Origin of the sequence: Paraburkholderia hospita, assembly GCF_002902965.1 — a bacterium.
In the GTDB taxonomy this organism is placed as follows: Bacteria; Pseudomonadota; Gammaproteobacteria; order Burkholderiales; family Burkholderiaceae; genus Paraburkholderia; species Paraburkholderia hospita.
This window is the reverse complement of the sequence record NZ_CP026109.1, coordinates 76,805-92,512: the sequence shown is the minus strand read 5'-3', so window position 1 is coordinate 92,512 and position 15,708 is coordinate 76,805. Positions and strand designations below refer to the sequence as shown.

12 protein-coding genes are annotated in these 15,708 nt (G+C 56.9%); 3 read left to right on the top strand and 9 right to left on the bottom strand.

Annotated elements, in window-relative coordinates; genetic code table 11:
- The first annotated feature begins 291 nt into the window (after positions 1-291).
- Both C2L64_RS49215 and C2L64_RS49210 read left to right on the top strand, forming a co-directional pair.
- Positions 292-945 (top strand): EthD domain-containing protein, encoded by a 654-nt coding sequence (locus C2L64_RS49215; RefSeq protein WP_090836499.1) that lies wholly within the window; start codon positions 292-294, stop codon positions 943-945.
- 265 nt (positions 946-1,210) lie between these two features.
- The gene (locus C2L64_RS49210; protein WP_090836497.1) at positions 1,211-1,441 is read left to right on the top strand and encodes a DUF4148 domain-containing protein; all 231 of its coding nucleotides are present in this window, start codon (positions 1,211-1,213) and stop codon (positions 1,439-1,441) included.
- Between the two features lie 120 nt (positions 1,442-1,561).
- Here C2L64_RS49210 and C2L64_RS49205 read toward each other — a convergent pair whose 3' ends face one another.
- From C2L64_RS49205 to C2L64_RS49180, 6 genes are all read right to left on the bottom strand, one after another.
- A complete protein-coding gene (locus C2L64_RS49205; protein ID WP_090836494.1) occupies positions 1,562-2,905 on the bottom strand; it encodes an MFS transporter in 1,344 nt (447 codons plus the stop codon).
- Positions 2,906-3,178: 273 nt separating this feature from the next.
- The gene (locus C2L64_RS49200) at positions 3,179-4,246 is read right to left on the bottom strand and encodes a porin (RefSeq protein WP_090836654.1); all 1,068 of its coding nucleotides are present in this window, start codon (positions 4,244-4,246) and stop codon (positions 3,179-3,181) included.
- Between the two features lie 133 nt (positions 4,247-4,379).
- Entirely contained in the window at positions 4,380-5,315 is a 936-nt protein-coding gene (locus tag C2L64_RS49195; protein WP_244144602.1) for an ABC transporter permease, read from the bottom strand.
- Positions 5,316-5,401: 86 nt separating this feature from the next.
- Positions 5,402-7,876: an ATP-binding cassette domain-containing protein gene (locus C2L64_RS49190; protein WP_090836490.1), complete on the bottom strand. Its 2,475-nt coding sequence runs from the start codon at positions 7,874-7,876 to the stop codon at positions 5,402-5,404.
- Between the two features lie 135 nt (positions 7,877-8,011).
- Positions 8,012-9,136, bottom strand: a complete 1,125-nt coding sequence (locus tag C2L64_RS49185) for an alkene reductase (RefSeq protein ID WP_090836488.1) — start codon at positions 9,134-9,136, stop codon at positions 8,012-8,014.
- A 131-nt stretch (positions 9,137-9,267) separates the two neighbouring features.
- Entirely contained in the window at positions 9,268-9,774 is a 507-nt protein-coding gene (locus C2L64_RS49180) for a nuclear transport factor 2 family protein (protein ID WP_090836653.1), read from the bottom strand.
- 672 nt (positions 9,775-10,446) lie between these two features.
- On the opposite strand from C2L64_RS49180, the gene C2L64_RS49175 reads away from it, so the two are divergent.
- Complete coding sequence (locus tag C2L64_RS49175; protein WP_090836486.1) at positions 10,447-11,397, top strand: helix-turn-helix domain-containing protein; 951 nt, start codon at positions 10,447-10,449, stop codon at positions 11,395-11,397.
- A 140-nt stretch (positions 11,398-11,537) separates the two neighbouring features.
- Here the strand turns inward: C2L64_RS49175 and C2L64_RS49170 are convergent, their stop codons facing one another.
- The 3 genes from C2L64_RS49170 to C2L64_RS49160 form a co-directional block, all read right to left on the bottom strand.
- Entirely contained in the window at positions 11,538-12,296 is a 759-nt protein-coding gene (locus C2L64_RS49170) for an SDR family NAD(P)-dependent oxidoreductase (RefSeq protein ID WP_090836484.1), read from the bottom strand.
- A 114-nt stretch (positions 12,297-12,410) separates the two neighbouring features.
- Complete coding sequence (locus C2L64_RS49165) at positions 12,411-13,922, bottom strand: aldehyde dehydrogenase family protein (protein ID WP_090836481.1); 1,512 nt, start codon at positions 13,920-13,922, stop codon at positions 12,411-12,413.
- A 110-nt stretch (positions 13,923-14,032) separates the two neighbouring features.
- Positions 14,033-15,676: a GMC family oxidoreductase gene (locus C2L64_RS49160; RefSeq protein WP_090836651.1), complete on the bottom strand. Its 1,644-nt coding sequence runs from the start codon at positions 15,674-15,676 to the stop codon at positions 14,033-14,035.
- Positions 15,677-15,708: the final 32 nt, after the last annotated feature.

Sequence of the window (15,708 nt, the reverse complement as noted above, 5' to 3'; positions counted from 1 at the left end):
GTGACGCTTCCTCACAAGTCATTCCCAATTCCTCGGGCCATGAAAGGATGATACGCCATAATTATATATACGCGTATCTATTTGCTTACGTACAATCCCTAGAAAACCTGGTGCCGAAAAAGAGACCAGCCTTTGGAAACGACAGGCCAGTGGCTCCGGCGGTTCAAATGCGTGGATTGCCCCTTTGGGTCCGCGTGCACCGATTGCACTTTGGCCCAGTCGTAACCTGCGTAAGGCCTCACTGCGAACCACGTTGTATCGACCAGACTTTCTACAGATTCAGGAGACGAAATGATTAAGCGAATGACATTGCTGTCCCGAAAAGAAGGGGCTGCATTCAGCGATTTCCGTGCTTATTGGGCGGGTTGCCACGCAGACCTCGCACTGTGCATGGAGGGCATCACCAGCTACACGCAAAACAGAGTCGAGAAAATTCTCTGGAAACACGCGGACGCTGAAGGGTGCTTCCTGGTGGATGGAATCGTGGAGCTTTGCTTCGAGAACGACGAAGTGATGAGCGTCGCTCAGCGCTCAGCGACGGGGAGCAAATACATCCCGGATGATGAGCCGAACTTCCTTCGTGGGTGGAGTCTCTGCGTCGTCGAACACGAGGATGCGTTCCCAGAACCCTTGGGGGTCAAGGTTCTCGTCGTGGCAGCTATGAAAGACCGAGCGGACCGCGATGCTTTCCGGAAGGCCGTGGTGTCGGCCAAAGAAGCCGATGGGACGGCCGCCCAGATGTCTTTCAACTGGACGACTCGTACAGCGACGCGGGAACGGCTGTGGTCGGAACCCGTCCCGCCAGATGTGCTGACCGCCTTGTGGTTCGAGAACACCGCTCAGGCGCATAGTGCGTTTGAAGCGGACGGCGCGCTCGTCCGTGCGATAAGCCTACTGTCCAATCGAGCTGCCGCTTACCTCATCGACCCGCTCGTGCTGAAGTAATCTTCCGGCTGCTCCCGGGGTAGTCGGCGTCGCAAGGCGCTGACGACTTGCCACCCAACGCGCTCAGGCAAATTCGGCGCCCTGCCGCCCCCTCTGCCTATCGACCCGGTAACGAGCAAATGTTCAGCCTCGCGAGCACTATTCGGCTCGGGCAAACAGTGAATCCGTTTTATAAGGGTTTTTACCTACATCTATCGGTTCTATAGTCTCGACACCGCTGGGCGAGTCGCACCGCCCTTCTACGTATCAGCTAAAGGACCTACTCATGAGAATGCAGCTTCTCGCAGCCGCCATTGCTTGCACCGTCAGCGCCACGAGTTTTGCCGATGAGCAACCGGCCCAAGTGACCCGGGCACAGGTTGCTTCCGAGTTAGAAGCCCTCCACCGCGCCGGATACTCCCCCCAAGACTGGGTTCACTATCCGGACAATATCCAGGCTGCCGAACGCCGCATTCGGGCGCAACACGCTGACGTCCAGACGAAAACCGACCATTGACGTTCCAAAGTCGTAGCTCGCTGACCTCACCGGTTTCTTCGTCGAATAGAACCTCTTATCCCGAATGAAAAAGCGGGCCCCGATGTTATCGGGGCCCGCCAGGTTTTTACTGCACCCAGTTTAGGATTCCTGCAGCCGGCGCGCCTGCTCGGACCGTAGTGCATAGCTCATCGCAACGCAGGCAATTGCCAGCATGACAGCAATGAAGTAGAAAGCGCTACTCATGCTACCGGTGTACGTCTTGATTAGCCCGATGAGATAAGGCGTAATCGTTCCACTCGACACCCCAATACTGCTCACCAGCGCAATGCTCGCAGCTGCATTCGGGCCGCGGAAGAATGTTGCGGGAACCGACCAGAAGATTGGGTGTGCGGCATACACGAGTACGGCAGCGATGGTCAGTAACGCCATCGACACGCTGAAGCCGATACCGTGTGTTGTCAGCAATGAGAGCGCTACTGCAGCTCCGACCGCGCACAAGATGAAGTGCCACTTCCGCTCGTTTCGCCGGTCAGAATGACGGGCGATAAGGATGACACCTACCGCACCGATTGCGTTCGGAATCGCCGAATAGAGGCTGATTTGAACGATGTCCTGAACCCCAAACTCCTTAATCATCGCCGGCATCCAGAACAGCAGCAACAGGATGGCAGACGTCAGACAGAAGTAGACGAAGGCAAACAGGTACACGTAAGGGTTACCCAAAGCCGAAAGCAGAGAATGGCTATGCCCGCTCGGCTTGTCTTCGCGCGCCAGCACATCCGACAGACGGCGCTTCTCGATTATGGAAAGCCACGATGCTGCTGACGGGTTGTCCTTGAGATAGAAAAACGCAATGGCGCCGAGCAGAATGGCGGGTGCCCCTTCAATCGCAAGCATCCACTGCCAGCCGTGAATCCCGGCAACGCCATCCATGCCGCGCATAATCCCGCCCGACACCAAGCCGCCGAGTACGCCAGCAACAGCGACGCCCGCGTAGAAAATCGAAAGCGCACCAGCACGACGACGCGCCGGGAACCAGAAGGTCAGGTAGAAGACGATGCCCGGAAAAAACCCGGCTTCGAACACCCCGAGCAGAAACCGGAGCACATAAAACTGCGAAGTGCTCGAGACAAATACCATCAGCACGGACGCCGTGCCCCACAACAGCATGATGCGGGAAAACGTCTTTCTGGCACCGAACCGATGAAGAAGCACGTTACTGGGCACTTCAAAAAGCACGTAACCACAGAAGAAGAATACCGCGCCAAGGCTGTACATCGCGTCGGTCAGTGACAGGTCATGCTTCATCTGCAACTGCGCGAAACCGATGTTATTGCGGTCCAAAATCGCGATGACGTAGCAGAAAAATAAAAAGGGGATGATTCGGAGCGTTACCTTGCGAAAAAGACGGTCGTCCGCAGTTTCGTCAGGAATATGGCTTGGCGTTACGGGGACCGTGCGAACCGAGCTCGGCGTTGTCATCAGTGGACTCCACAGTGCAGTTGTTTTCCTCGTGGAGCCACCGGTTCCGATGCGCGGTTGCATCGAATCGGGGCCACCACAACACTCCGAAGCCAACTGCAACACAGCACGCCGCCTTCGTTAATTACATATTAACGCCGTGATTCGCATATATATAATTCTCGTTTCTACCTAGGTCGCCGCCGTTTGCCCCTCCGGGCGCAGAGCGTCGCCCTCGGACGACCAGCGACAGACAGCGCACACAAACAGCTGCGCTGCCCGCCACTTCCGCGCTCAGAAGTAATGCATCATCCCGAAGTAGCCGCCCTGCTGGTGGTGACCCGGCAGCGGCAACGAATCTGCCGTTTCAACGGGGAAGTTGGCATTTCCCCCATTGAACATTGCGCCGAACGTGGCGTACACGAAAGTACGCTTGGACAGGTTGTACGTCGTGCCAATAACGCCCAGATTTCCGCTGCCCCCGCCGTGGTTCACGTTTCCGTGGAACCAGGCGGCCTGAAACGCCAGCGCGGCATTGACCTGATAGGTTGCACCGAACCATTCTTGCTGGTTCCGCGTCGCACCGACCGGATTGGTCGGGTCGATAATCGTGTCTTGCCCAGACGCGACGAGTTGCTGGTAGCCCGTGTAGAACTTCAACGCACTGAACTGATAAGTCGCACCGACCATGTATTCGCGCGACGCGTTGTACAGGCTCGAGAACTTGCCGTTAGCGTCTCGAATTTCCTCATAGACGCCGTAACCATTGAACCCGCCGATTGAGTATGTCGCGCTGGCACTGAATTGCCGGCCGCCCCGGAAATTTCCAGCTTCGTTTCCGAAGCCGTTTTGCAGGCGGAACGAGAAGCCTGCCCATTTCGGCGAGTTGTAGGTCAGCGTGTTTGCTCGCGAGCCCCAGGCTCGACCCTTCGCAAAGTTAGCGATGCCCGTTGCCTGCTCTCCGAACGGGTCGAGATAGTATCCCGTCTCGTCCGTGAGACTCATCACGCGACCTGCCCACAACGCACCGTATATTTCGTTCGACAATCCGACATAAGCGTAACGATTGAAAAGACTGTCACTTGGAAGTGAGCCAGTACCCGCAGTGAACATGCTTTCAAGGTTGAAAACAGCATGGTAACCGCCACCAAGGTCTTCGTCGCCCTTCAGCCCCCACCAGCTTATACCGTACTGGTTGCTACCGAAGCGGTAGTTGTTCTTGGATTGCCCATCGGGGGTGGCAACGTTTGTCACAACATCAAGCCCCGATGCGATACGACCATACAGAGTTACGCTGCTTTGCGCATAGGCATTGCAAACTCCGGCTGTCAAAAGAGCGCCGAAAATAACTTTCTTAATCATTTCGTCATCCTTAACGTAAAAATCTCCAATGATTGCTTCCGCCTTCTTGATGAGACGGTGCAACCGACGCGCTAACTCAACTTCACAGCCTTATCGCGCGCCACGACCTAGCGGGCGGGCGCGCTAGTCACTCTTAGTTCTTGATGGTGCGGAATGTTCGCAGAGCCGTCGGTAAATAACGGACGGTGGTTGCGAGCAGAATCGCGCAGGCCTGAACAAGGAGCTGAACTGACGTGCCCGCACCAAGCGCCAACACCATCTGGCCTAACTGCGCCATGAAAAGTGCGGCTACTGCACTCGCAATCACGCTACCCTTGCCTCCCGTAAACGGCGTACCACCCACAACGACAGCTGCGATGGCGGGCATCAGGTAGTCGTTACCCGAAGACTGCGAAGCGCTACCGATAAATCCGGCAAGCAGCATTCCGGCAGCTGAAAAACACACTGCCGAAGCTACATACGCGCCAATCTGGTACTTGAGCACACGCACGCCCGCAGCATCTGCAGCGCGAGGGTTGACACCGACGGCCACGAATCGTCGCCCGACGGCGGTCTTACGAGTGATGACCCACGCAGTGACCACGAAGACGAACGCGAAGAGCACATTCGCAGGCAGCCCCAGGAACTGGGCATGCGAGATGGTCTGCATGATGGGCGGAACGTTGACCGGGACGTTGCCTGTGAGTGAACGGACGGCACCTATGAGGAGCGCGTTCACGGCAAGCGTCGCAACGAGCGGTGTTATGGCCAACCGCGAAACCAGCGCACCATTGAGCATCCCGACGACTGCTCCAACGCATACCGTAAATACTGCCGCGAGAACTATCGAATCGAATCCGAAGCCCGTCCTTGCCATCAGGACACCCGCGAGAGACACCATGCCAATGGCCGACATGTCGAGACCACGCTGCTGGATGACAAGCGTTTGGCCTGTGGCGACAATTGCCAAAATCCCTGCGAACGGCAACATCGCCAGGATAGAACCCCGCGTCATGGTGCCGGGCGCCACCACCGCGCTGATTACAAAGAGAAGAACCAGTCCAATCCAAATCCATGAGAACTCTCCCATGGCAGGAATTGCCTTTGGACGCGGCATCTGCGTCGACGGACGGGGAAGGTGAGCCGCCTCTGCGCGACTCTGAGTCGATACGTTTCTCATTTTGCCACCGCCATTTCTCTGCTCTTGGAATAAAGGGCCACCGACGCGAGAATCATCCCGCCCAACAGATACGACTGCCATGAATCGCCGAGGTCAAGGAACGAGGTGACGACGTTGACCTGCGTGATAAGCAGTGCGCCTAGCAGTGCACCTACAAACGAGCCACGACCTCCGAACAGACTCGCACCGCCAATGACTACTGCCGCCACGCTTGCAAGCGTGTAGTTGACGCCCGCGCTCGGGTCGCCTGAGCCGACCTGGGCCATCATTGGGATTGCAGCAATGCCCGCAAGCAGAGAACAGCCAACGTAGGCGGTAAGCAACGTCAGATGGGGGTGGACCCCAGCCATCCGTGCCGCTTCTGCACGAGACCCCACTCCGCGGAAGGCCAGACCAAGCCTCGTTCGAAAGAGCCCGAACTCGAATGCCAGCGCGATGATGGCGGCGAGAATCGCAATGACGGGGACGAATCCCAACTGCGTGCCAATCCCGTCAACGATGGAGTCCGCGATAAGACCACCTGGGATAGGACGCAAGAGTAGTGAGACCGCCTGGAGAGCCATATAAGTGGCTAGCGTCGCGACCATCGGATGAAGACGGAATGGGTCGACAAGGAGCCAATTAATGAACCCGACGACTACAGCCACAGCAAAGACAATCAACCACCCCTCCACTTGATGGCCAAGCGTTCCGCCATCGTTCAGGAAGAACGACTGGATGACGACCATTAATCCCATCAAGGGGCCGACCGACAGGTCGATACCTCCAACAAGCATCAGAGCCTGCTGCCCGTAAGAGACGATTGCCAGTGTGGCGACAAGCGCGAGCATCCCGCTGAGATTGCGGGTGGAAAGGTAGGTCTCGTTGACGTGCGTCGCATAAATTCCGAGCACGGATATCACGAGTGCAAGCATCACAAGCGGTGCCCAGTCCCCCGCCGCCCATTTCCAGAAACCCGAAATGCTGGCCGACCCTCTTTCCCGTTCCGTGGTCGCGGTCAAAACCGCCGACGTGATGTTGTTTTCGCTCACAGCGTCATCGCGCAATTCCTTCACGATGTGCCCACGCGAGAAAATCAGAACGCGGTCGCACAGTCCGGCGACTTCAAGCGAGTCTGACGATACGACAATGACAGCCGTACCAGCAGTTGCCGCTTCACGGAGTACCTTATAAATCTCCATCCTCGCACCGATGTCCACCCCTTGGGTCGGCTCGTCCACGAGCAGCACCTTCGGCTTACTCGCGAGCACGCTGGACAGAACCAGCTTCTGTTGATTGCCCCCGGAGAGCGAGCGGATGAGTGTCTCAATGGTAGGTGTCTTGACGGCGAAGCTTGAAACGGCCTCCCCTGCTCGACGCCCTTCACTCTTCGGACGCACAAGGCCTCGCACCGTGTCAAATGACAGGCTACGTAGGGAGAAATTCTCGCGGACCGAAAGATCGCCGAAGATACCCTCGCGATGACGGTCACCTGGCAGATAGCGCACATCGCTGCGCGTTGCGGCTTGGGAGTGTTTGAGCGACGCACCCTTGCCGTTGACGGTCACGCTTCCCTTGCTCTTGTTCAACCCCGCGAGCGCACGCATGAATTCACGCTGGCCGTTACCGTCAATGCCGGCGAGTCCAACAATTTCGCCTTTCTTGACCTGCAAGGATATGTCCGAGAATCCGGTGCCTCTCAAGCCGACAACATCCAGCACGACCTCGGCCCGACGGGCGGCAGACTTCGGAGGAAACTCGCGGTCGAGCGCACCGCCGACGATGAGCTCGACAATCTGCTGCTCGCTCAGATTCGAGGCATCGTAGGTGCCTTGTCCCTGCCCATCACGAAGTACAGTGAGGCGGTCTGCAATCTGCTGTACCTCGCGAATCCGGTGCGAGATGTAGACAACAGCGCAGCCACCTGCCGTCACCTTTCGAATACGCTCAAACAGACGCTCGACGTCTTCTGCGAGAAGGTGCTCCGTAGGCTCGTCGAGAACCAGGACCTTCGGCTTTGTCGCGAGCGCCTTGACAATTTCGACGATGAATCGCTGCTCCGGATTCAGGCTGACCACCCGTTCCGACGCGTCAATGGCAACGTCATCGCTCCATTGCTGCAGAAGACGTTGCGCCCATGATGTCGTGCGCATAAGAGATGGGCGCTGCGCTTCCGATACGCCGAGGTACAGATTTTCGGCGACTGTCAAATCGGGCATCAAGGCTGGCTCTTGGCGAACGATGGCAAGCCCGAGCGCACGTGCTTTCTCAGTGTCGCCCTTGGTCTCAACTCCGTTGATGACTACCCGTCCTTCTTCTGGGACCAAGGCGCCCGATGCAACCGCCATCAGCGTTGATTTCCCGGCGCCGTTTTCGCCGACCAATCCGTGTACTTCGCCGACGGCGACTTCAAACGTGACATCGTCCAGAGCTTTGACACCTGGGAAGACCTTCGTCACATGGTCAACCTGCAGTGCTATCTTTCGTTCCATTTTCGTCTCCTGCCTACCTGAATTGCCGCAATGTGAATCTCGTGCTGCGCACTTGATACTTACGGGAACATCTACGCCGACCCACCAGGCTCTCGGTCCGTCTGCTGTCTGAATTATTTTTTACAGGGGTACCGGTCAGTCCGAATCGACGTCAACCGACTCGAGCTGTTTCGAGTACGCGGGGTAGTCGGCATATCCTTTTTCGTCGCCGGTATAGAGCGTCGGCATGTCGACCGGACTGAGGGGCCATCCGTTACGGAAGCGCTCGACAAGGTCGGGGTTCGACACGTACGGTCGCCCGTAGCCGGCGAGGTCCGTCAGTCCCAGTTCAACGAGTTCTTCGCCCGCATCCTGGTCGAGGGCACCTGTGAGAATCAAGGTACCTTTGTAGGCGTCGCGGAATTTTCCGAGAAACTCCCTGCTAATTCCGACGCCGATGAACGCTGTCTGGTCGCTGAGGTGTACATACGCGAGGTTCCGCTTGCTCAGTTCGTTTGCCAGCGTCAGCCAGGTGTTCGCTTCATCTTCGAATGGCTGCATGTCGTACAGCCGCCCGAACGGTGACAGGCGGATGCCCACTCGCGTACTGCCAATTTCATTCGCGAGAGCATCGACTGTCTCCAATGTGAAACGAAGACGGTTCATTGTGCTGCCGCCGTACTCGTCAGCGCGCGTGTTGAGCGCGCCGTTGGTGAACTGGTCGAAGATGTAGCCGTTTGCGCCGTGAACCTCTACGCCGTCAAAGCCGGCTCGCATCGACTGGACGCCCGCAGTTACAAAGTCCGAGGTAATACGCGCAATTTCGCTCGTTTCGAGTGCGCGAGGCACACTGGCCTGAATTGGGCCCGGCTCACCGCTCTCGCTGTATGCATAGCAGTTGCTGTTGCCCGCTGCGACCGAGACCGACGAAACTGGAAGTGCTCCGTTCTCCTGCAAACTGACATGCGACATACGACCAACGTGCCAAAGCTGGATGAACATCTTTCCATCCTCTTCGTGCACGGCCTTCGTGACCTGCTTCCAGCCGTTCACCTGCTCGGGTGTGTAAATGCCCGGCGTGTACAGGTAGCCCGTGCCCTCAGCCGAAATCTGCGAGCCCTCGCTGATAATCAACCCTGCCCCGGCTCGTTGTCGGTAATACAGGACCGTCTGTGCGTCAGGCACCGTGTTTTTCGCACGGCATCGCGTCATCGGTGCCATGACGATGCGGTTCGTCAGCGGGATACCAACCAAGTCGTAGGCTTCAAGTAGCGGGCTCATCACATTTCCTTCGTTCACTTTGGTTAAATGTCTTGACTCTTCTTACGTCGTCCCAGACTACTGGCGGGACAAGCAGCGCCGGCTGCCGGACAGCAACCGGCAACAGGGCATGGGGAAAAGTAACCCACTGGTTACCAGCTCTCTTTCACGAATGGATTCTTTACCCACCCATCCGTCCAGGGGGACGACTGCTGAACCACGCCCGTGATTTCCTCGAAGTACCACTTGCCGTCGACTTTCACGAGCGTGTCCTTGTACTTGCCTGCAATGAATACCGCCTCGCCTTGCGGCGACTGTTCGCTGGGCGCCATGGTCACAAAGCACACCAGATAGAACGTTGCAGTCGCGCGTTGTCCGTCGTCGTCAACGTTGACCGCGGGCGACACTATGTTGTGCAGCGCCCACGTGATGTTTGACGAGAGGTTGCGACAGTGTTGCCTGATGGCCTCCTTGCCTCTGGCCTCGCCGCCGACGCCCTTGATGAGCCAGAGGCCGTCGTCTACAAAGAGCGATGCGACGCCGTCGGGGTTGTAGCCATCGTCAAGGTGCTCTGCATATTGCGCTTTCAGATACTTGATGGCTTCAATGTCTTCGAGTCGAGCGAGACGCTGCTCATGACTGAATCGGGACCCTTCCATGGTTGTCTCCTTGTCGGAATAGCGATACAGGTTCTTTGGAACTGGTGAATTGCATGCTGCAGCTTCATGACAATGCTTCAGCGACGAACGCGTCATGAAATGAAGCAATATCACTGGCGACATCCGCTTCCACTGTCAGGCCACGCAAAAAATTGATGTCTTCTCAGAACCAAGAAGTAAATGCGAGATGTGGGGCGTGACTGTCGCCTACGAGCGACTTCGACATTGCTTCGATCACGAGGCATGAAATCGTCAACTCACACCGCAAATTGATGAGGGGTCGCATTTTCGTCTCCTTATGTGTGCGAGACGGAACCCTGCTTGCTCGGATTCTCGGTCTCTTTGCGACGAATATATGAGACCTCAGTTGACCCTTCGCGACTAAACACGACAGATTCACTGGACCGAATGCGCCAGGTGATCAGCGAAGGTTTTGGTGACGGCCCGTCCGAAAGGGTCTGGCGTGAACGATTCGACGGCTCCCGGAAGAGATCCGTGATTCGGCTGGTAAGCCCATGCAAACGGCCCTTCGAGGTGATTTAAGCAAACATTTCACTACGAATTCAGTCCGGGTTTGCTCCCATATGAAATTCAATAATTTCAAGTTACTTTGTATATGTACAAGTTTGGTACCGTAGTAGGTCGAAAACGTCGTCACGGATAGGCAAAGTTATGATTGAACAGTTCGACACATCTGCAGTGATGGCCCGCGAACGACTGGCCTATTACCATGACGTCATCTGCCGTCTGTACTGTCACGTTGACCTGCCGTCGTTCGAGAACGCAGAGGACGTATTCCGCGCCCGAGTCACCCAGAAACCAATCGCTACAATTGGCGTAGGGGATATTGCTGCTCCCGGCTTGCAATACGTCAGGACCACAACCGACCTCAGTCGCACCCCGAGCGACGAGTTCCTTGCAAGCCTCCTGGTGCAGGGGAGCGCTTCGCTTGAGCAGAGTGGACGCCAAACGAAGCAAAACGTCGGTGATATCGTGCTTTACGACACGGCCCGAGCCTTTAAATACAACTTCTCGTCCGACTATCGGATAATCCTGCTGAAGATTCCTCGCAGGCAAATGCTCTGTCGCCTGTCTGATGCTGAGCGTATGACAGCCATCGCGCTTAACGGTCAATCTACGATGGGTGCACTTGCAGGTGCAGTTATTCGTGGGGCCGCAAATGTCGACGCCGAACTCGAACCGTGTGCTGCCTCGAAGCTCGCCGCTTCAATAATTGACATCTTCGCAGCCGCCGTCGAAACGGAGTTTCGAGATACGAAAGGCGCACTCGAGCGTCATGGTGACGTGCTGCAACGCGCGAAGACGTATATTGAGGCGAATCTTGGCGACTCAGAGCTGGATGTGGAAATGGTTTCGAATGCGATAGGCGTGTCACGAAGAACGCTGAACAGAATATTTGCAGCGCACGGAACGACAGCTGCGCGCTGGCTGTGGCAAAAGCGACTCGAAGCGAGTCACACCTCGCTCACCGAAGGTCGTTCCCAGCATATCGCCGATGTTGCCGTTGCTTGCGGGTTTAGCGACTTCTCGCACTTCAGCAGAGCATTCAAAAAAACGTACGGGGTCGCGCCCAACACTTTGGTCAAGCGCCGTGTCGCATGAGCCATGGCTGTACGTGCGGTACCGAAACGGGAGCGAGCACTTCCGGTTGTGATGGCGTTGGAGACAAAAAAATGGCATCCGCTCGAGGACGGACGCCATGAAAGTGCCGCAGGAGTACGGCACTGAACGAACATCACCTCTCAGGTCTTGTCGTACCCACCGTCTACCATCAACGTGGTTCCGTTGCATCCACTCGATAAATCCGAGAGGAAAAACGCGACGGCATTGGCAACCTCTTCTGGCCGAATCAACCTACCAATAGGCACCTGTTCCATCCATGTAGCCACCATCTCAGGTGACTCCTTCGCAATACGTTCAATCATTGGGGTTTCGGTTCGCCCGGGACCGACGGCGTTGACGCGTATGCCATCGCGTGCCCATTCAACACCGAGCAACGCGGCAAGGTGCTCGACAGCCGCTTTGGTCGCGCCATAGGCAGCACATTTTTCAGGTTGCACAACGGAACGCGCCGCGATAGAGGAAATCAGAACAACACTTCCGCCCCGACCACGCATGTGTCGTGCAAACGACTGAGCTGTGAAAAATGCGCCATCAAGATTAACGCCCATCGTCTGTCGCCACGAGGCTTCGTTGTAAGCGAACGCCTCGGACATGACAGCAATGCCAGCATTCGCGACAACGCCGTCAATAGCGCCAAACCGCGTCACAACCTCATCGGCTACCTTCGTCAACGATGCCACGCTCGTCACATCGACTGGCATAAAGTGGACCATCCCCCGGCCCTCATTTAATTCCGTTGCGATGCTTTCGCCGTTGCTTGAGACCAGGTCCGCAATAACTACCCGACTACCCGCTGTCACCAATCGCTGAACCGTCGCGAGGCCAATGCCGCCAGCCCCGCCGGTTACGACGATGGTCTTATCGCTGAGCCCTTCCATCTACAAGTCTCCTGGATATCGACACAGCTAATGAGCAGTAGACCTCCTTTGATGCCGATGAACGAAGAAGCCAAAAGCCCGTCGGACATCAAAGGAACCGATGCAGTCGAGCTTCTATCCCAGGTAGACACCAACAGATTTGAGCTCGGTATAGGTCTCAATTCCACAGAGCCCCATCTCACGCCCCCATCCAGATTGCTTGTATCCACCAAACGGCAGTGCCGCGTCGGTCTGGTTATGGTTGTTAACCCAGACGACGCCCGCGCGAATCCGCGCTGCAAGCTTGTGAGCCAGGCTGATGTCTCGTGTCCAGACGCTCGCTGCGAGACCGTAAGTGGTGTTATTCGCTTCGCGTACGAGCGCGTCGAGATTGTCGCTGTTCATCTTCATTGCCGAAATAACAGGGCCAAAGATTTCCTGCTGATAGATGGCCATCCCTGGCTGCACATTTGTGAGAACAGTTGGCCGGAGGAAAAATCCCGCCCCTTCAGGCCTGCCGCCGCCTGCGAAAACCTTTGCACCTTCGTCGATACCGGTCTGAAGAATCTGGGAGACGCGCGACAGCTGGCGGTCGGAAATTAGCGGGCCCAGATTCGTTGAAGGGTCGAGTCCATGACCGAGTTTGAGCGAGTTAGCGTACTCCGCAACACCCACGACGACCTTGTCGTAGATATCTTCATGGATGTAAAGTCTCGAGCCTGCTGTACAGGCCTGTCCGCTGTTTAGCAGGACTGCTTCAGCGACACCGGGAATCGCACGGGAAAGATCTGCATCCGGGAAAACAAACACCGGACTCTTGCCACCGAGCTCAAGTGTTACTCGCTTGAGGTTTCCTGCTGCGGCACGAACGATAGCTTTTCCGGTTTCCGTGCTCCCAGTAAAAGCCACCTTGTCTACGTCCGGATGCTCCACGAGTGCAGCGCCTGCTTTACCATCTCCCGTCACGACGTTCAGCACACCGGGCGGCAGGCCAGCCTGCTGACACAACTCGGCGATGCGCAGCGCCGTCAACGGTGTGTCTTCGGCCGGCTTGAGTACGATGGTACAACCTGCCGCCAGAGCCGGCGCCAGTTTCCACGCTGCCATGAGCAGCGGTACATTCCATGGAATGATTTGTCCCACTACGCCAATTGGCTCACGGACCGTATATGCGTGCCATTCGCCCGGCATGTTCACCGGCACCGTACTTCCAGTGATTTTCGTCGCCCAACCCGAGTAGTAGCGGAAGTGCTCCGCCCCAAGTCGAACATAGAAATTCTTCACGACGTTGTACGGCGAGCCTTCATCGAGCACCTCCAGTTGCGCGAGTTCCTCGGCGTGCTCGTCGATGAGGGCGCCGATATTCCAGATAATCTTCGCGCGCTCGCTCGTCGACATGCTGCGCCAAGGACCGTGTTCGAACGCTTCGCGTGCAGCCTTTACTGCGAGGTCAACGTCCTTGGCGTCGCCGTTTGCCATCGTTGAAATCGTGGCGCCGGTTGCGGGGTCAAGGACTTCACGGGTCGCGCCAGACGACGCGGTAACCCACTCACCACCGATGAACAGACGATGCTTCTTGCCCAGAAACCGCTTCGTGGTCTCGGAGATTTGTCCGGAAGTGTCGAAAACTGCGATTGATGAGGTCATAAGTCTTCCATGTGACTGTTTGTTCATTGAACCGTGCCAACGCGTGCTGCGACAGCCCCAATTGCGCCCCTGAAGGGAGTCGCTACCGGAACCTGCTGCAGCGCGTGGCGTTAGATACCGAGATGTTCGACCTGCTGGTTGGTCTTCGCGCCGGCGCCAATTCCGTTAGCAGTGGCGTCGAAGAGAATCATGTCCGCGGCCTTTTCCGCAATCATGATGGTCGGCGCGTTGGTGTTGCCACTCGTGAGCGTTGGCATGATGGAAGCATCGACGACACGCAGCCCGCGCAGGCCACGCACACGCAAACGTGAATCGACCACGGCGTCCTCGTCCGAACCCATCTTGCAAGTTCCAACCGGGTGATAGACGCTTTCGCTCTTGTTCTTGAGGTATTCGTCCAAATCCCTGTCCGACGTCACTTCCTTGCCCGGGCCAAACTCTTCGCCTCGATACGGGTCAAATGCCTTCTGACTCATCAACTCACGCGAGATACGCAGGCCATCACGCATCACACGGATGTCATCAGGTACAGCGAAGAAGTTCGGGTCGATTTCGGGCAACGCCAAGGGGTCTGCGGAGCGAGCCATCACCGTGCCACGACTTTGCGGGCGCGAGATGTTGAAGTACGGCATCACCCCTTCTTCGTGGAAAATCTTCCGGCCATGGTCTTCGTACATGACCATATTCAGGTGGAACTGAATGTCCGGGGCAACCACGTCCGCACGAGTCTTTACGAAAGCCAAGGCCTCGACGCCGTGGTAGGCTGCGGGTCCTGTCTTCGTCGCCATGTACTTGGCGACCGCCGAAGCCGAGTTCAAAATGTTGAGGTGCTTGAGGAGCGACAGTGGTTGCGTAATCCTCTGCTTCAGGCCACATCCGACATGGTCCTGCAAATTCTGGCCGACTCCTGTGAGCTTGTGAACGGTCTGCACGCCGATGGATTGCAGATGGCTGGGGTCGCCCACCCCGGAAATCTGAAGCAGATGCGGCGAGTTGAAAGCGCCTCCACAGAGGATGACTTCCTGCGAGGCAAACACCTTCTTTTGCTTCTTACCGACCAGATACTCGACGCCGACTGCCCGGTCACCGTCGAAAAGGATGCGTGAAACGACGGTGTCCGTGATGGCCGTGAAATTTTTTCGGTCGCGAATCGGTGCGATATAGCAACGGCCTACGCTGGACCGAACGCCATCCGCCAGCGTGCTATCGCACGGGCCGAAGCCTTCCTGGCTGCCTCCGTTCAAGTCGTCGTTGTACTTGTACCCAGCCTGCTTTCCCGCCTCAATAAATGCGAGACAAATCGGGTTGTGGATGCCAAACCTGCTTGTCTTCAACGGACCACTACCGCCGTGAACGTCGGTCTCGCCACCCGACCACGTCTCCGACTTTTTGAAGTACGGGAGAATGTCTTCGTAGCCCCAACCTTCGTTGCCCAGGTCGCGCCACCGGTCATAATCGGTCCGGTCGCCGCGCGTGTAAATCATCCCGTTGACCGTAGTGCAACCACCGATGCTCTTGGCGCGAGGGATGAACATCTCTCGATTATTCATGTGCCTTTGCGGCACGGTGGTGTAGCCCCAGTCAAGCTGGCCGGTCTGCATCAACCGAAAGTACCCTGCAGGCATATGGATGAAAGGACTCTTGTCCCAGCCGCCCGCTTCTAGCAGCGTCACGTTGACGCTGGGGTCGGCACTTAGTCGATTTGCCAGGACGGCGCCGGCAGAGCCTGCTCCGATGATGATGTAGTCAGTCATTTCTTGCCTCCATATTTCCGTTCGCAAGCGCC